The organism is Paramagnetospirillum magneticum AMB-1 (genome assembly GCF_000009985.1).
Lineage (GTDB): Bacteria > Pseudomonadota > Alphaproteobacteria > Rhodospirillales > Magnetospirillaceae > Phaeospirillum > Phaeospirillum magneticum.
In genome coordinates, this window is the sequence record NC_007626.1 from 2,145,186 (window position 1) to 2,162,582 (window position 17,397).

Genomic DNA, 17,397 nt, shown 5'->3' on the forward strand with positions numbered 1-17,397 from the left:
CGGGTTGAGTTACAACCCGGCCCATGATTCTGACCCCCATGGACCATACCGGCTTTGCCGGACTGAAATGCGGCTTCGAAGCGGCGCTGGCCATCGATCCGCTGGCTCTGGCCGTCTTCCGCCGCGTCACCGCCCTGGTGCCCGAGGACGACTTGCTGACCCTGTCCACCGATCCCGATCATCAGAAGGGGGCGGTGGAGCTGTGCCGGCGCTTCGGCTTCAAGATTCTCGAGATGAGCCCCCAGGAGCACTTTACCTGGGACGGCGAGGCGGTGGCGGTGCATCTGGAGCCCAGCGTGCTGATCCACGAGGTGGCCCACTACCAGCTCTCCTCGCCCGAGCGGCGCACGGTGCTGGATTTCGGCCTGGGCGCCGGGCCGGAGACCGGCCGCAAGGCCGAGGCCGACGCCGTCCAGTCGCTGTTCCTGCCCGAGCGTGATGTGGAGGAGGGGCTGTGCTCCCTGCTCGGCATCCTGTGGGAGGCCGAACTGGGCCAGCCCGCCGTGCTGGCCTTCCTCGAGCAGAACTGGCTGGAAGGCGGCACCAGCCTCCACAACCTCGCCCATTTCCGCAAGGTGGTGCGCTGGCTGCACGAGATGGGGCTGATCGACGATACCGGCGCCCCCACCATGGGGCTGCGCGAAGAAGGCGATGATACCTTCTTCAAGCGCTGGTACGCTGACTGCTGAGATTTGGTGCGGGAGGGGGGCGCCCCCGATCCCTATCCCTTCCGCCTGATCTCGTAGGCCCGCAGATGGGTCAGGGCCACCCGCAGCATGGGGGCCGCCACTCCGGCCGCCCCGGCGCGGCGCAGCATGTCGCCGACGATGTGCTCGCCCTCGGTGGGGCCGCCGCCCTCCAGGTCGCGCAGCATGGACGCCGTCATGGCCGAGCCCTTCTGGGTCAGGAAGCCCAGGGCCAGGTCCCGGGCCTCGGGGCGCGGCCCGTGCCCGGCCCGTGACGCCACGGCGGCGCATTCCTCGAAGGTCTCGCGCATCAGCGCCTCGCCCTCCCCGGTGGCCATGATGGTGCCGATACTGGCCCGCATCAGGCAGGTCATGGCGGCCATGGGGGTGAGAAGCACATACTTCTCCCAGGCTTCCTGCATGATCTCGGACGAATGGCGCGTCTCGCAATTAGCCCCGGCGAAGGCCTGGGCCAGCGCCTCGGTCCGCGCCGAGGTGCCGCCCGACCGCTCGCCGAAGGTGATGCGGTGGATAGTGTTCATATGCCGGATCTCGCCATCGGCGCCCAGGGTCGAGAAGATGTGGCACAACCCGCCGATCACCCGCCCCGCCCCAAAGGCCGCGTCCAGCGGGCCGTAATGGGCAAGGCCGTTCAAGATGGGCACGACCATGCTGTCCGGCCCCACCGCCGGCGCGATGGCCTTGATGGACTCTTCCAGGTCATAAGCCTTGCACGACAGCAGGACGGCGTCCCAATGCCCCGACAGGGTTTCGGCGGTGACCGTCTTGACCGGGCGGGTGGAATCTCCGTGGGGGCTTTCGATGCGCAATCCCTTCTCGGCCAGTAAGGCGGCACGCTTGGGACGCACCAGGAAGGTGACGTCCACCCCGGCCTCCGCCAGCCGTCCGCCGAAATATCCCCCCGTCGCTCCCGCACCCAGAACCAGGACCCGCATCGCTCGCCTCCGGTATGACCAGTGGGGCGAGGCTAGCCGAGCGCGCCAAGCGGAGCAAGGGTCTAGCAGTCGGACAAGCCTTTGGATTTCACGTAACTCTTGTAGTTGATGTCGGCACTGAGCAGGTAGTCGATGAAGGAAAGGCGCATTTCCAAGATGGCGTCGTCGGCCGCAACGGTATTCTGGTCGAACTGGCAGACCAACTCGGTGATGCGGGTCAGGCTTTCCTTCTGCGGATTGGTCACCAGCTCGACGTCGGGGAAGCCGATCCGGCGAAGAAACACCTCTTCCCGTTCGGTGTGGGCCGTGGCCAGTTTCAGCAGTTCCGCCGCCAGCTCCGAGGCCCGTCCGACCTGTCTGAGATCGAGGGCCTCGTGGATTTCCGTGAGCAGTACGATCACCCGCTTGTGGTCCTCGTCGAACTCGGCCACGCCCACGCTCATCATCTCATGCCATTCCATGTTCGTTACCCCGTAGACTGGCCTCGAACGCGCTGCAACCATAAAGGCCAAGCGACCCACTGATGGAGATTGGATGATCTGTCTTCTAAAAGTAGTTGGTTGTCGTGCTTAATACAACAAAAAAGCAGGCATCGCCGCTCTCGAACGAGGAGCCTCCGCGTCCTCAAATTGTCTTTAGCTGCTCCGACGTTTAATTGGCTGAAGGAGGGCGATCCGCGGTTGCCCGGTGGAGAATGGCGGGTGGCCCCGGCCGCGGGCTGGGCAACGCCACCCATGGGTCGGTCGGCGGATGTGGGAGGCGGGATAGGGCACAGGCCGCCTCAGCAGAGTCGCGGATGTGCGCCACTAATACGCCCGGCTTGAGGTCCGGATCGAAATGGACGCCGGTGGTGGTGATGGGAGCCATGCAGCCGTGCGGCTCGGTTTCGGGGGTCAGCAGGTCCGGTTGGACAAGGCCAAGCAGTATCTGGCTGGCGATCAGACCGGCTTGCCAGGGGAGGGGCAATTCGACCGCCGCCAGTAACGCGGCCATGGCAAGCAGTGACGGAAGCTGGTAGCTGATCTCGGCCGGCAGGTAGAAATACAGGGCGGTGCTGTAGCCCAACATCGCCAGTCCTGCATTGATTGTCACACGTCTGGGCATCGGCAAGTGCCGCCACGCGATGCCGTAGCATCTCTGTCGCCACAGCCGGGGCCCCAGCCCCAGCAGCAGCAGGAGAGCGCCGATATTTCCGTAGAGAGCCGGAGTTTTCCACACGAAGCGGCCGATACGGGCCAGCAGGAAATTGTTGGCTGGCTCGCTGTGATGGAGAAAGCCCAGGGTTACACGGGCACTGATCAAGGCCGGAATGTAGAATAATCCAGATATGACGCAAAAGCCGGCCAGGGCTTCCAGGTACCGAGGCCGCTCCCTAGGTGAGGCCTGGACGGCGGCCCAAGCCAGCGTCGCCAGACCGAGCGGGCCGTAAATGATACGGCTGCCGGTGGCGCAGGCCAGGGCCAGCATCGCTGTGACCAGCCAGCCGCGGACCAGCATCCACAGGCCGAGCACCAGGAAGAAAACGCCGTAGATATAGTCAAGTGAGGTCGTGCCGGCGGATCATCCAGTGCGGATTGGCCATCACGAATACTGTCGCCGGCAGGGCTCCCGGCGCTTCGCTCCGCCGCAGCAGATCGTAGCCCAGGCCCAGACTTGCCAGGGCCAAGATAACCGATAAGGCATTGGATGCCTGGGACCCGCCCAGTGACGCCAGAAAGCCGATGGCCAGTTCCGGGAGAGGATAGCCCTGGCCGCGGGACGGCCGGTACCACCCGGAATCTGCCATGCGCTGCCAGCTTCTCAAAATGGCGTAACTGTCGATGTTGGTGCCGTAGCCAAGCCCGGCCAGCCAGATATAAAGGGGTACCAGCAGAACGGCCAGGATCAGAAGGCAATACCTCCAATGCTGCGCAGAAAGAGGTAAAGCGCTCGATTGACGTATTCGCATGACTTCGGCCCGGCCCTGTCGTGACGCTGGTCGAGGAGGCGTTCTTCAAATCACATCAACGGGGTGACTGTGTCATCCTGAGAGAAATGAAGGGTCTTTCCACAGCCGACGGGCGGTTGTCGTGAAAGACCCTTCTCTTTTGCCTCAGGTGACAGGAAGGGGGGCTTTTTACTCCGCCGCCTCCTTGCCGCCCGAGGGCGGCGTCACGTCGGGCTGGCCGGCGAAGCGGCGCAGCATGGCGAAGCGGCGGCGCAGCTGGGTTTCGGCGCTTTCCACCAGACGCCGGTAGCGCTCTGGATCGGCGCGTTCGACCATCTGGAAGCGGGCCTCGCCCTTCATGAAGTCGTAGAGCTTGCCGTTGGGCTCCTTGCTGTCCAGGGTCAGCGGGCTTTCGCCGGTGCCCATCTTGCGCGGGTCCCAGCGGTAGAGCGGCCAGTAGCCGGCTTCCACCGCCATCTTCTGCTGGTCCAGGCCGTGGGCCAGGTCGTAGCCGTGGGCGATGCAGTGCGAGTAGGCGACGATCAGCGAGACGCCGGGATAGCTGACGGCGTCCTGGAAGGCGCGCATGGTCTGCACATCCTTGGAGCCGAAGGCGACGTTGGCCACATAGACGTCCTCGTAGGCCATGGCCATCATGCCCAGGTCCTTCTTGGGCAGGGTCTTGCCGGCGATGGCGAACTTGGCCGAGGCGCCGATGGGGGTGGCCTTGGACTGCTGGCCGCCGGTGTTGGAATAGACCTCGGTGTCCATGACCAGGATGTTGACGTTCTTGCCCGAGGCGAAGACGTGGTCCAGGCCGCCATAGCCGATGTCATAGGCCCAGCCGTCGCCGCCGACGATCCACACCACCTTCTCGGCGAGGTAATCGGCCACCTGTTCCAACTGGCGGGCCTCGGCCGTCTTCAGCCCGGCCAGGACCTTGCGCAGGTCGAGGATGCGCAGGCGCTGGGCGGCGATCTCCACCTCGGTGGCCTGGGGGGCGTGGGCGATCTCATTGGCCAGCTTCTCCGGCACCTGGCCGGTGGCGGTCAGCGCGGCCAGCAGCAGCTTGGCATGGTTCTTGTGCTGGTCCACCGCCAGACGGAAGCCGAAGCCGAACTCGGCGTTGTCTTCGAATAGCGAGTTGGCCCAGGCCGGGCCACGGCCCTCGGCGTTCTGGGCGTAAGGCGTGGTGGGCAGGTTGCCGCCATAGATGGACGAGCAGCCGGTGGCGTTGGCGATCATCAGGCGGTCGCCCCACAGCTGGGTCATCAGCTTGATATAGGGGGTCTCGCCGCAGCCCAGGCAGGCGCCGGAGAATTCGAACAGGGGCTGGAGCAGTTGGGCGGTCTTGACCGTGGGCGTGCCCAGCTTTTCCTTGTTCACTTCCGGCAGATCGACGAAGAACGCCCAGTTCTTCTTCTCGGTCTCCAGGATGGGGTCCTTGGATTCCATGCGGAGAGCCAGACGGCTGGGGTCCTTCTTGTCCTTGCCGGGGCAGACCTTGACGCAGAGCGTGCAGCCGGTGCAGTCCTCGGGCGCCACCTGGATGATGTAGGCGCTGCCCTTGAACTCGGGGCTGCGCCAGTCCATGCGCTTGAGGCTGGCGGGGGCGTCGGCCATGTCGGCGGGCTCGGCCACCTTGGCGCGGATGGCGGCATGGGGGCAGACCAGGGCGCACTTGTTGCACTGGATGCAGGGGCCTTCGTCCCACACCGGGATTTCGGCGGCGATGTTGCGGCGCTCGAAGCGGGCGGTGCCGGTCGGCCACACGCCGTCCACGGGGAAGGCGGAGACGGGCAGGCGGTCGCCGTGGTTGGACAGCATCAGGGCCGAGACGCGCTTGACGAAGTCGGGCGAATCCTCGGGCACGATGGGCGGCAGCGAGCGGTTGGAGGTGGCGGTGTCCGGAATGGCCACCTCTTCCAGGTGATGGAGAGTCTCGTCCACCGCCTCGAAGTTCTTGGCCACCAGCTTTTCCGACTTGCGGCCATAGGTCTTCTCGATGGCCTTCTTGATGTGGCCGATGGCCTCGTCCTTGGGCAGAACGCCGGACAGCGCGAAGAAGCAGGTCTGCATGATGGTGTTGATGCGGTTGCCCATGCCGGTGGCCAGGGCCACCTTGCGGGCGTCGATCACATGGACCTGAAGCTTCTTGTCGATGATCTCCTGCTGCACTTCGCGGGGCAGGTGGTTCCACACCTCGTCCTTGGGATAGGGCGAGTTCAGCAGGAAGGTGGCGCCCGGCGCGGCATAGCGCAGCACTTCGTACTTATCCAGGAAGACGAAGTGGTGGCAGGCCACAAAATCCGCCTCGTCCAGCAGATAGGCCGACTGGATGGGCTCGGGGCTGAAGCGCAGGTGCGAGATGGTGATGGCGCCCGACTTCTTGGAGTCGTAGACGAAATAGCCCTGGCCCTCGAAGCCGGCGTTCTCGGCGATGATCTTGATGGAGTTCTTGTTGGCGCCCACCGTGCCGTCGGCGCCCAGGCCGAAGAACACGGCGCGCTTGACCTTGGGCTGGTCCAGCTTGAACGACTCGTCGGGGACCAGCGACAGATGGGTGACGTCGTCGGTGATGCCGACGGTGAAGTGGGCCTTGGGCTTGTCCTTGGCCAGTTCGTCGAACACCGCCTTGGCCATGGCGGGGGTGAATTCCTTGGACGCCAGACCATAGCGGCCGCCGATCACCCGGGGGTCGGCGGCGGTGGCGCGGTTGCCGGCGGCCTTGGCCTCGGCCAGACCGGCCAGGACGTCGAGATAGAGCGGCTCGCCGATGGAGCCCGGCTCCTTGCAGCGGTCCAGCACGGCGATGGAGCGCACGCTGGTGGGCAGGGCCGACACGAAGGCGTCGATGGAGAAGGGGCGGTAGAGGCGGACCTTCAGCACGCCCACCTTCTCGCCCTTGGCCACCAGGGCGGTGACCGTCTCGTGCACCGTCTCGGCGCCCGAGCCCATGATGATCACCACCCGCTCGGCCTGGGGATGGCCGCAATAGTCGAACAGCTTGTAGGCCCGGCCCGTCAGCTTGGCGTACTGGTCCATTTCCTCCTGCACGATGCCGGCGCAGCGGTCGTACCAGGGATTGCGGGCCTCCTGCATCTGGAAGAAGGTGTCGGGGTTCTGCGCGGTGCCCCGCAGGGTGGGGTGGTCGGGCGACAGCGCGCGGGCGCGGTGCGCCGCGATGCAATCGGCGTCCAGCAGCGCCAGCAGGTCCTCGTCGTTCAGTTCCTCGATCTTGGTGACTTCGTGCGAGGTGCGGAAGCCGTCGAAGAAGTGCAGGAACGGCACCCGGGCCTTCAGCGTCGCGGCATGGGCGATGGCCGCCATGTCGTGGGCCTCCTGGCCCGAGCCCGAGGCCAGCATGGCGAAGCCGGTCTGGCGGCAGGCCATCACGTCGGAATGGTCGCCGAAGATGGACAGGCCGTGGGTCGCCACGGTACGGGCGGTGACGTGCATGCAAAAGCTCGTCAGCTCGCCGGCGATCTTGTACATATTGGGAATCATCAGCAGCAGGCCCTGGCTGGCCGTGAAGGTGGTCGCCAGCGACCCGGCCTGCAGCGCGCCGTGCACGGCGCCGGCGGCCCCGCCCTCGTGCTGCATCTCGGCCACGTCGGGGATCACGCCCCATATGTTCTTGCGCCCTTCCGAGGCCCACTGGTCGGCCAGCTCGCCCATGGTGGAAGACGGCGTGATCGGATAGATCGCCGCCACCTCGCTGACCCGGTAAGCCACCGAAGCGCAAGCCTCGTTGCCGTCGACCGTGATCAAAGCCCTGTCTGCCATGTCTTTCCCACTCTCTAAGTTTATTCGCCCGCTTTGGGCCTTGGAAAACGGGCGCGATTCACCGCCGCGCTCCGGTTCCGAAAGGCTCGGAAGAATAGACGGGCGTCTTTGGAGACCGCAAGTCCCTTACGAATTGCCTGCTCAAAAAGTAATAAAATTATGCGAATTTGGAGGGGGTTCCGGTGGGCGGCCGGCGGTGATAGAAGGTGGGGCTGGAATTTCTTGCGCAGAGGCCCCGATGCCCGGGACGACATCGCCACCTTGGCATATCCTGGCCGACACCGACATGGTGACGGCGCTGATGGATGTCATCCCCCATCCCATCTTCTTCAAAGATAGAGAAGGGCGCTATCTTGGCTGCAACAGCCATTTTTGCCAGATGTTGGGCTATGGCCACGACGAGGTGGTGGGCAAGACCGTCTTCGAGATCGCGCCGTCCAACCTTGCCCAGGTGTACCACGAGGCCGACATCAAGTTGATGGAGGCCGGCGGCACCCAATGCTACGCGTCTTCGGTGAAGTACGGCGACGGCCTGACCCGGCGCGGGGTCTTCTTCAAGTCGGTATTTCACGACAAGAATGGGGTCGCCTCGGGATTGGTCGGCATGTTCTACCCCATGGAGTTCATGCTTCACGTCATCGACATGTAGGCTGCCGGCCGGGGCTTTTCGCCCGCGTCAATCCTGAAAGGCCGTGCCGTCTAGGCGGCCTGCTTGCCCGCCTGTTGCCGACGCAGCAACTCAATGCTGGCCAGTGACCAGATGGGCGTTCCCTGAACCTTGCGGTCGGCGACGATGCGCTCGACCTGGGCCAGTGGAACATTGCGAATCCATTCCTCAAGCACGGCCACACTCCTTTTGCTGCGGTGCACAATGACTGTACCGTCGATGCTAGGGGCGATGCCACGCTCTTGAATGCAAGGGCGCCATGCCGGGACTGCATTGGTCATACCAGTGTCCGGATTTCCCTTCTCCCGGAGGGGCCATACCTAGGTATGGTATTGAAAGTCAATTGCATTTCTGGGTTGTTGGGGCGCATAATATGGAATGCGAGCCCGGACCTCTTTGAGGCCGGGTATTTTTATGTGTTGGGAGTTCTGCTATGGCTGAGAACAACAACTCCAATCCTCCGCATGACCAGCATGACGGGGCGGAGGAGAACGCACAGCAGTCGCTAGACGACCTGACGGTGCTGCAGAACGTCCAGAACCAGAACATGGGCGATGCGCGACTGAATGTGGCGCGCGCGGTTGATGTCAGCGACACCCAGCTGGGCAATCTGGCGAATGTGCAGCAGGGCTCGACGGGCAGCCCTCAGGTGCAGAACCTGGGCGGCATCGCGGGCGGTGCGAACATCTCGGTCGACGTTGAGATCGAAGCGGCCAAGGACAATTCCGTGGCGCCGCCGGAACTGGACGGCTTGGCCGTCGATATCCGGGACGAGGCTCCGACCATTTCGGTCAATCCGGGTGGGGCGAAGCCCCTGAACGTGCAGGAGCTCCCTGATCTTGCCAGGCCTGACGCCGAATTCCGGGACCAGGGCCGGGATGCGGTTCCGCAGACGGGGACGGGTCCCGTCGCAGGCGCCACCATCACCAGTCAGGTCCAGGAAGTGGTCCAGGCCGAGGTCGCCGCGGCGCCCGCCGTGGACAATGCCCCTGACATCCAGGCCGTGGCGGTCAATCACGCGCCGATCGTCGCGGGCGTGGCCGACATCGGGACGATCGACGAGGATCATCCCCTGACCATGACCGCCGCGGAATGGCAGGCCAAGCTGTTGGCCAATGCCACGGATTCCGACGGCGACACCTTGTCGATTCTCAGCCTGGACGATATCCGGATCGACCATGGCAGCTTTGCCCGGAATGCCGACGGCACCTATACCTTCACGCCGGATGCCAATTTCAACGGCGAGATCAACGCGACTTATACCATTTCCGATGGTCACGGTGGGCTTGCGACCGGGTCGGCGTCGCTGCATGTCAATGCGGTGAACGACGCGGCCGAGATCACCGGCGACACCGCCGTGGTGGTGGGTGAGGATACGGCGCGGGCGGCCGGCAATCTGGACGCCACCGACATCGATTCTCCGGCCACCTTCGTGGCGGCGACGACGGCGGATGATTACGGCACCTTCTCGGTGGACGAGAGCGGCCAGTGGTCCTTCGCCATGAACGATTCCGTGCAGTCGCTTGGGGCGGGTGACCACCTGACCCGGACCTTCGAGGTCCAGACGGCGGACGGCACCTCTCAGACGGTGACGGTGACCATCGACGGTGCCAATGACCAGGCGGTGATCTCTGGCGACGCCAAGGACCTGTCGGGTTCCGTCGGCGAGGACGGCACCCAGACCGCCACCGGGACTCTCCATGTCTCCGACGTGGACAGCGGCGAGGCCCATGTCCAGGCCACCAGCGTCGAGACCGACCAGGGCACCTTCACCATCGGCGAGGACGGCAAGTGGTCGTTCGCGCTCAACAACGACGACCCGGCGGTGCAGGCCCTGGGCGCCAATGATTCCATGACCAAGACCTTCACGGTCACCAGCGCCGATGGCACCGACACCCAGGAAGTGACGGTCACCATCCACGGCAGCAACGACAGCGCCACCATCAGCGGCGACATCGCCGGCGGCGTCGGCGAGGACGGCACCGGCACGGCCACCGGCACCCTCAACGTCTCCGACGTGGACAGCGGCGAGGCCCATGTCCAGGCCACCAGCGTCGAGACCGATCAGGGCACCTTCACCATCGGCGAGGACGGCAAGTGGTCGTTCGCCCTCAACAACGACGACCCGGCGGTCCAGGCCCTGGGCGCCAATGATTCCATGACCAAGACCTTCACGGTGACGAGTGCCGACGGCACCGACACCCAGGAGGTGACGGTCACCATCCACGGCAGCAATGACAGCGCCACCATCAGCGGCGACATCGCCGGCGGCGTCGGCGAGGACGGCACTTCTACGGCCACCGGCACGCTCAACGTGGCGGATGTGGATAATGGCGAGGCCCATGTCCAGGCCACCAGCGTCGAGACCGATCAGGGCACCTTCACCATCGGCGAGGACGGCAAGTGGTCGTTCGCCCTCAACAACGACGACCCGGCGGTCCAGGCCCTGGGCGCCAATGAGTCCATGACCAAGACCTTCACGGTCACCAGCGCCGATGGCACCGACACCCAGGAAGTGACGGTCACCATCAACGGGTCCAATGACTCGGCCACCATCTCCGGCGACATCGCCGGACTCTAGAGGATCCCCGGTACCGAGCTCGATTGTAATCATGTATAGNNAGCACGGCCACCGGCACCCTCAACGTCTCCGACGTGGACTCCGGCGAGGCCCATGTCCAGGCGACCAGCGTCGAGACCGATCAGGGCACCTTCACCATCGGCGAGGACGGCAAGTGGTCGTTCGCCCTCAACAACGACGACCCGGCGGTGCAGGCCCTGGGCGCCGGTGATTCCATGACCAAGACCTTCACGGTCACCAGCGCCGATGGCACCGACACCCAGGAAGTGACGGTCACCATCAACGGGTCCAATGACTCGGCCACCATCTCCGGCGACATCGCCGGCGGCGTCGGCGAGGACGGCACCCAGGCCGCGACCGGCACGCTCAACGTGGCGGATGTGGACAGCGGCGAGGCCCATGTCCAGGCGACCAGCGTCGAGACCGATCAGGGCACCTTCACCATCGGTGAAGACGGCAAGTGGTCGTTCGCGCTCAACAACGACGACCCGGCGGTGCAGGCACTGGGCGCCAATGATTCCATGACCAAGACCTTCACGACTCTAGAGATCCCCGGTACCGAGCTCGAATTCGTAATCATGNNACTGCAGGTCACAGCGCGACGGCACGTACACCAGGAGGTGACGGTCACCATCCACGGCAGCAACGACAGCGCCACCATCAGCGGCGACATCGCCGGCGGCGTCGGCGAGGACGGCACCAGCACGGCGACCGGGACTCTCCATGTCTCCGACGTGGATACGGGCGAGGCCCATGTCCAGGCCACCAGCGTCGAGACCGACCAGGGCACCTTCACCATCGGCGAGGACGGCAAGTGGTCGTTCGCCCTCAACAACGACGACCCGGCGGTCCAGGCCCTGGGCGCCAATGAGTCCATGACCAAGACCTTCACGGTCACCAGCGCCGATGGCACCGACACCCAGGAGGTGACGGTCACCATCCACGGCAGCAACGACAGCGCCACCATCAGCGGCGACATCGCCGGCGGCGTCGGCGAGGACGGCACCGGCACGGCGACCGGCACCCTCAACGTGGCGGATGTGGACAATGGCGAGGCCCATGTCCAGGCGACCAGCGTCGAGACCGATCAGGGCACCTTCACCATCGGCGAGGACGGCAAGTGGTCGTTCGCGCTCAACAACGACGACCCGGCGGTCCAGGCCCTGGGCGCCAATGATTCCATGACCAAGACCTTCACGGTGACGAGTGCCGACGGCACCGACACCCAGGAAGTGACGGTCACCATCCACGGCAGCAATGACAGCGCCACCATCAGCGGCGACATCGCCGGCGGCGTCGGCGAGGACGGCACCGGCACGGCGACCGGCACCCTCAACGTCTCCGACGTGACTCTAGAGGATCCCCGGTACCGAGCTCGATTGTATCATGNNGTGGATGGTGACCGTCACTTCCTGGGTGTCGGTGCATTCGGCACTGGTGACCGTGAAGTTCTTGGTCATGGAATCCCGGCGCCCAGGGCCTGGCCCGCCGGGTTTTCATTGTTGAGCGCGAACGACCACTTCCCGTCTTCGCCGATGGTGAAGGTGCCCTGATCGGTCTCGACGCTGGTGGCCTGGACATGGGCCTCGCCATNATCCACGTCGGACACATTGAGGGTGCCGCTGGCCGTAGAGGTGCCATCCTCGCCGACGCCGCCGGCGATGTCGCCGCTGATGGTGGCGCTGTCGTTGCTGCCGTGGATGGTGACCGTCACTTCCTGGGTGTCGGTGCCGTCGGCACTCGTCACCGTGAAGGTCTTGGTCATGGAATCGCCGGCGCCCAGGGCCTGGACCGCCGGGTCGTCGTTGTTGAGCGCGAACGACCACTTGCCGTCCTCGCCGATGGTGAAGGTGCCCTGGTCGGTCTCGACGCTGGTGGCCTGGACATGGGCCTCGCCATTATCCACGTCGGACACATTGAGGGTGCCGCTGGCCGTAGAGGTGCCATCCTCGCCGACGCCGCCGGCGATGTCGCCGCTGATGGTGGCGCTGTCATTGCTGCCGTGGATGGTGACCGTCACCTCCTGGGTGTCGGTGCCATCGGCGCTGGTGACCGTGAAGGTCTTGGTCATGGAATCATTGGCGCCCAGGGCCTGCACCGCCGGGTGACTCTAGAGATCCCCGGTACCGAGCTCGAATTCGTAATCATGTCATAGCNNGCGTCGAGACCGATCAGGGCACCTTCACCATCGGTGAAGACGGCAAGTGGTCCTTCGCGCTCAACAATGACGACCCGGCGGTCCAGGCCCTGGGCGCCGGCGATTCCATGACCAAGACCTTCACGGTGACCTCTGCCGACGGCACCGACACCCAGGAAGTGACGGTCACCATCCACGGCAGCAACGACAGCGCCACCATCAGCGGCGACATCGCCGGCGGCGTCGGCGAGGACGGCATCGNNNNTAAAGATGGAAAATCAATCTCATGGTAATAGTCCATGAAAATCCTTGTATTCATAAATCCTCCAGGTAGCTATATGCAAATTGAAACAAAAGAGATGGTGATCTTTCTAAGAGATGATGGAATCTCCCTTCAGTATCCCGATGGTCAATGCGCTGGATATGGGATAGATGGGAATATGCTGATTTTTATGGGACAGAGTTGCGAACTGTTCCCAACTAAAATCATTTTGCACGATCAGCGCACTACGAACTTTACCCACAAATAGTCAGGTAATGAATCCTGATATAAAGACAGGTTGATAAATCAGTCTTCTACGCGCATCGCACGCGCACAAAGAGATGATGGAATCTCCCTTCAGTATCCCGATGGTCAATGCGCTGGATATGGGATAGATGGGAATATGCTGATTTTTATGGGACAGAGTTGAGAACTGTTCCCAACTAAAATGCACGCGGACGCAACGCGGGGAGCCAGACAAGGTATAGGGCGGCGCCTACGAACCATGCCAACCCGTTCCATGTGCTCGCCGAGCGGGCATAAATCGCCGTGACGATCAGCGGTCCAATGATCGAAGTTAGGCTGGTAAGAGCCGCGAGCGATCCTTGAAGCTGTCCCTGATGGTCGTCATCTACCTGCCTGGACAGCATGGCCTGCAACGCGGGCATCCCGATGCCGCCGGAAGCGAGAAGAATCATAATGGGGAAGGCCATCCAGCCTCGCGTCGCGAATAAAGATGGAAAATCAATCTCATGGTAATAGTCCATGAAAATCCTTGTATTCATAAATCCTCCAGGTAGCTATATGCAAATTGAAACAAAAGAGATGGTGATCTTTCTAAGAGATGATGGAATCTCCCTTCAGTATCCCGATGGTCAATGCGCTGGATATGGGATAGATGGGAATATGCTGATTTTTATGGGACAGAGTTGCGAACTGTTCCCAACTAAAATCATTTTGCACGATCAGCGCACTACGAACTTTACCCACAAATAGTCAGGTAATGAATCCTGATATAAAGACAGGTTGATAAATCAGTCTTCTACGCGCATCGCACGCGCACACCGTAGAAAGTCTTTCAGTTGTGAGCCTGGGCAAACCGTTAACTTTCGGCGGCTTTGCTGTGCGACAGGCTCACGTCTAAAAGGAAATAAATCATGGGTCATAAAATTATCACGTTGTCCGGCGCGGCGACGGATGTTCTGTATGCGCTGTTTTTCCGTGGCGCGTTGCTGTCTGGTGATCTGCCTTCTAAATCTGGCACAGCCGAATTGCGCGAGCTTGGTTTTGCTGAAACCAGACACACAGCAACTGAATACCAGAAAGAAAATCACTTTACCTTTCTGACATCAGAAGGGCAGAAATTTGCCGTTGAACACCTGGTCAATACGCGTTTTGGTGAGCAGCAATATTGCGCTTCGATGACGCTTGGCGTTGAGATTGATACCTCTGCTGCACAAAAGGCAATCGACGAGCTGGACCAGCGCATTCGTGACACCGTCTCCTTCGAACTTATTCGCAATGGAGTGTCATTCATCAAGGACGCCGCTATCGCAAATGGTGCTATCCACGCAGCGGCAATCGAAACACCTCAGCCGGTGACCAATATCTACAACATCAGCCTTGGTATCCAGCGTGATGAGCCAGCGCAGAACAAGGTAACCGTCAGTGCCGATAAGTTCAAAGTTAAACCTGGTGTTGATACCAACATTGAAACGTTGATCGAAAACGCGCTGAAAAACGCTGCTGAATGTGCGGCGCTGGATGTCACAAAGCAAATGGCAGCAGGACCTGCAGGCATGCAAGCTGGCACTGCCGTCGTTTANNGTGAAACGACGGCAGTGCAGCTGCATGCCTGCAGGTCAGACCGACAGGCACCTCACCATCGGCGAGGACGGCAAGTGGTCGTTCGCGCTCAACAACGACGACCCGGCGGTCCAGGCCCTGGGCGCCGGCGATTCCATGACCAAGACCTTCACGGTGACGAGTGCCGACGGCACCGACACCCAGGAAGTGACGGTCACCATCCACGGCAGCAACGACAGCGCCACCATCAGCGGCGACATCGCCGGCGGCGTCGGCGAGGATGGCACCTCTACGGCCAGCGGCACCCTCAATGTGTCCGACGTGGATAATGGCGAGGCCCATGTCCAGGCCACCAGCGTCGAGACCGACCAGGGCACCTTCACCATCGGCGAGGACGGCAAGTGGTCGTTCGCCCTCAACAACGACGACCCGGCGGTCCAGGCCCTGGGCGCCGGCGACTCCATGACCAAGACCTTCACGGTCACCAGCGCCGATGGCACCGACACCCAGGAGGTGACGGTCACCATCCACGGCAGCAACGACAGCGCCACCATCAGCGGCGACATCGCCGGCGGCGTCGGCGAGGACGGCACCGGCACGGCGACCGGCACCCTCAACGTCTCCGACGTGGACAATGGCGAGGCCCATGTCCAGGCCACCAGCGTCGAGACCGATCAGGCACCTTCACCATCGGTGAAGACGGCCAGTGGTCCTTCGCGCTCAACAATGACGACCCGGCGGTCCAGGCCCTGGGCGCCGGCGATTCCATGACCAAGACCTTCACCGTGGCCTCGGCCGATGGCACCGCCACCCAGGAAGTGACGGTGACCATCAACGGCGCCAATGACTCCGCCACCATCTCGGGCTCGACCACCGGCGCGGTGGCCGAGGACGGCAACGGCCGCGCCACCGGCACGCTGAGCGTCGCCGACGTGGATCACGGTCAGGCCCATGTGACCGCCCAGACGGTGCAGACCGATCAGGGCACCTTCTCCATCGGCGAGAACGGCCAGTGGACCTTCCAGGTCAACTCGGCCAATGCCGACGTGCAGGCCCTGGGCGCCGGCGAGTCCATGACCAAGACCTTCGCCGTGGCCTCGGCCGACGGCACCGCCACCCAGAACGTGACGGTGACCATCAACGGCGCCAATGACTCCGCCACCATCTCGGGCTCGACCACCGGCGCGGTGGCCGAGGACGGCAACGGCCGTGCCACCGGCACCCTCAACGTGGCCGACGTGGATCACGGTCAGGCCCATGTGACCGCCCAGACGGTGCAGACCGACCAGGGCACTTTCAGCATCGGCGAGAACGGCCAGTGGACCTTCCAGGTCAACTCGGGCAATGCCGACGTGCAGGCCCTGGGCGCCGGCGACTCCATGACCAAGACCTTCACGGTCACCAGCGCCGATTGCACCGACACCCAGGAGGTGACGGTCACCATCCACGGCAGCAACGACAGCGCCACCATCAGCGGCGACATCGCCGGCGGCGTCGGCGAGGACGGCACCGGCACGGCGACCGGCACCCTCAACGTGGCGGATGTGGACAATGGCGAGGCCCATGTCCAGGCGACCAGCGTCGAGACCGATCAGGGCACCTTCACCATCGGCGAGGACGGCAAGTGGTCGTTCGCCCTCAACAACGACGACCCGGCGGTGCAGGCCCTGGGCGCCGGTGATTCCATGACCAAGACCTTCACGGTCACCAGCGCCGATGGCACCGACACCCAGGAAGTGACGGTCACCATCAACGGGTCCAATGACTCGGCCACCATCTCCGGCGACATCGCCGGCGGCGTCGGCGAGGACGGCACCCAGGCCGCGACCGGCACGCTCAACGTGTCGGATGTGGACAGCGGCGAGGCCCATGTCCAGGCGACCAGCGTCGAGACCGATCAGGGCACCTTCACCATCGGTGAAGACGGCAAGTGGTCGTTCGCGCTCAACAACGACGACCCGGCGGTGCAGGCCCTGGGCGCCAGTTATTCATGACCAAGAACTTCACGGTCACCAGCGCCGACTGCACCGACCCCAGGAGGTGACGGTCACCATCCACGGCAGCAACGACANNCATGATTACAATCGAGCTCGGTACCGGGGATCCTCTAGAGTCAATTATTATCATTTGCGGGTCCTTTCCGGCGATCCGCCTTGTTACGGGGCGGCGACCTCGCGGGTTTTCGCTATTTATGAAAATTTTCCGGTTTAAGGCGTTTCCGTTCTTCTTCGTCATAACTTAATGTTTTTATTTAAAATACCCTCTGAAAAGAAAGGAAACGACAGGTGCTGAAAGCGAGCTTTTTGGCCTCTGTCGTTTCCTTTCTCTGTTTTTGTCCGTGGAATGAACAATGGAAGTCAACAAAAAGCAGCTGGCTGACATTTTCGGTGCGAGTATCCGTACCATTCAGAACTGGCAGGAACAGGGAATGCCCGTTCTGCGAGGCGGTGGCAAGGGTAATGAGGTGCTTTATGACTCTGCCGCCGTCATAAAATGGTATGCCGAAAGGGATGCTGAAATTGAGAACGAAAAGCTGCGCCGGGAGGTTGAAGAACTGCGGCAGGCCAACGAGGCANNCAGGGCACCTTC

At 63.0% G+C, this 17,397-nt stretch carries 15 protein-coding genes and 2 pseudogenes; 8 read left to right on the plus strand and 9 right to left on the minus strand.

Going from position 1 to position 17,397, the window contains the following annotated elements; all coding sequences use genetic code 11:
* The first annotated feature begins 23 nt into the window (after positions 1-23).
* Entirely contained in the window at positions 24-689 is a 666-nt protein-coding gene (locus AMB_RS10010; RefSeq protein WP_011384388.1) for a hypothetical protein, read from the plus strand.
* 32 nt (positions 690-721) lie between these two features.
* Here AMB_RS10010 and panE read toward each other — a convergent pair whose 3' ends face one another.
* From panE to nifJ, 5 genes are all read right to left on the minus strand, one after another.
* Positions 722-1,642, minus strand: a complete 921-nt coding sequence (panE, locus tag AMB_RS10015; RefSeq protein WP_011384389.1) for a 2-dehydropantoate 2-reductase — start codon at positions 1,640-1,642, stop codon at positions 722-724.
* A 62-nt stretch (positions 1,643-1,704) separates the two neighbouring features.
* Positions 1,705-2,103: a bacteriohemerythrin gene (locus AMB_RS10020; RefSeq protein WP_148207371.1), complete on the minus strand. Its 399-nt coding sequence runs from the start codon at positions 2,101-2,103 to the stop codon at positions 1,705-1,707.
* Between the two features lie 190 nt (positions 2,104-2,293).
* Positions 2,294-3,154 (minus strand): hypothetical protein, encoded by an 861-nt coding sequence (locus AMB_RS10025; protein ID WP_011384391.1) that lies wholly within the window; start codon positions 3,152-3,154, stop codon positions 2,294-2,296.
* Between the two features lie 25 nt (positions 3,155-3,179).
* Positions 3,180-3,590 (minus strand): hypothetical protein, encoded by a 411-nt coding sequence (locus AMB_RS10030; protein WP_011384392.1) that lies wholly within the window; start codon positions 3,588-3,590, stop codon positions 3,180-3,182.
* Positions 3,591-3,758: 168 nt separating this feature from the next.
* Complete coding sequence (gene nifJ, locus AMB_RS10035) at positions 3,759-7,355, minus strand: pyruvate:ferredoxin (flavodoxin) oxidoreductase (protein WP_011384393.1); 3,597 nt, start codon at positions 7,353-7,355, stop codon at positions 3,759-3,761.
* A gap of 238 nt (positions 7,356-7,593) precedes the next feature.
* On the opposite strand from nifJ, the gene AMB_RS10040 reads away from it, so the two are divergent.
* On the plus strand, positions 7,594-8,004 hold the full coding sequence (locus tag AMB_RS10040) for a PAS domain-containing protein (protein ID WP_050750686.1): 411 nt from the start codon (positions 7,594-7,596) through the stop codon (positions 8,002-8,004).
* Between the two features lie 50 nt (positions 8,005-8,054).
* On the opposite strand, the gene AMB_RS25670 is transcribed toward AMB_RS10040, so the two are convergent.
* The gene (locus AMB_RS25670; RefSeq protein ID WP_158303959.1) at positions 8,055-8,198 is read right to left on the minus strand and encodes a hypothetical protein; all 144 of its coding nucleotides are present in this window, start codon (positions 8,196-8,198) and stop codon (positions 8,055-8,057) included.
* A gap of 257 nt (positions 8,199-8,455) precedes the next feature.
* Between AMB_RS25670 and AMB_RS23390 the strand changes: the two genes are divergently transcribed.
* Positions 8,456-10,603: a VCBS domain-containing protein gene (locus AMB_RS23390; RefSeq protein ID WP_011384396.1), complete on the plus strand. Its 2,148-nt coding sequence runs from the start codon at positions 8,456-8,458 to the stop codon at positions 10,601-10,603.
* A 74-nt stretch (positions 10,604-10,677) separates the two neighbouring features.
* Positions 10,678-12,156 carry a VCBS domain-containing protein gene (locus tag AMB_RS10050; protein WP_043744099.1) on the plus strand — a complete coding sequence of 493 codons (1,479 nt, stop codon included), beginning with the start codon at positions 10,678-10,680 and terminating at the stop codon, positions 12,154-12,156.
* On the opposite strand, the gene AMB_RS10055 is transcribed toward AMB_RS10050, so the two are convergent.
* A complete protein-coding gene (locus AMB_RS10055; RefSeq protein WP_043744102.1) occupies positions 12,060-12,701 on the minus strand; it encodes a VCBS domain-containing protein in 642 nt (213 codons plus the stop codon). The two genes, AMB_RS10050 and AMB_RS10055, sit on opposite strands and share 97 nt — an antisense overlap.
* A 53-nt stretch (positions 12,702-12,754) precedes the next feature.
* On the opposite strand from AMB_RS10055, the gene AMB_RS24380 reads away from it, so the two are divergent.
* Positions 12,755-13,033, plus strand: a complete 279-nt coding sequence (locus tag AMB_RS24380; RefSeq protein WP_407636042.1) for a VCBS domain-containing protein — start codon at positions 12,755-12,757, stop codon at positions 13,031-13,033.
* Between the two features lie 412 nt (positions 13,034-13,445).
* On the opposite strand, the pseudogene AMB_RS10060 reads toward AMB_RS24380, so the two are convergent.
* Both AMB_RS10060 and AMB_RS25800 read right to left on the minus strand, forming a co-directional pair.
* Positions 13,446-13,733: pseudogene (locus AMB_RS10060) on the minus strand (hypothetical protein); the annotation flags it as partial.
* Between the two features lie 303 nt (positions 13,734-14,036).
* Positions 14,037-14,336: a hypothetical protein gene (locus AMB_RS25800; protein WP_162470167.1), complete on the minus strand. Its 300-nt coding sequence runs from the start codon at positions 14,334-14,336 to the stop codon at positions 14,037-14,039.
* 517 nt (positions 14,337-14,853) lie between these two features.
* Here AMB_RS25800 and AMB_RS23400 point away from each other — a divergent pair.
* The 3 genes and pseudogenes from AMB_RS23400 to AMB_RS24400 all read left to right on the plus strand — a co-directional run.
* Positions 14,854-15,579 (plus strand): VCBS domain-containing protein, encoded by a 726-nt coding sequence (locus AMB_RS23400; protein ID WP_050750688.1) that lies wholly within the window; start codon positions 14,854-14,856, stop codon positions 15,577-15,579.
* Positions 15,498-16,802, plus strand: coding sequence for a VCBS domain-containing protein (locus AMB_RS25810; protein ID WP_193770105.1), 1,305 nt, complete (start codon positions 15,498-15,500; stop codon positions 16,800-16,802). The genes AMB_RS23400 and AMB_RS25810 overlap by 82 nt, the downstream gene beginning before the upstream one ends.
* Positions 16,803-17,158: 356 nt before the next feature.
* Positions 17,159-17,395, plus strand: a pseudogene (locus tag AMB_RS24400) (terminase small subunit); the annotation flags it as partial.
* Between the last annotated feature and the right edge of the window lie 2 nt (positions 17,396-17,397).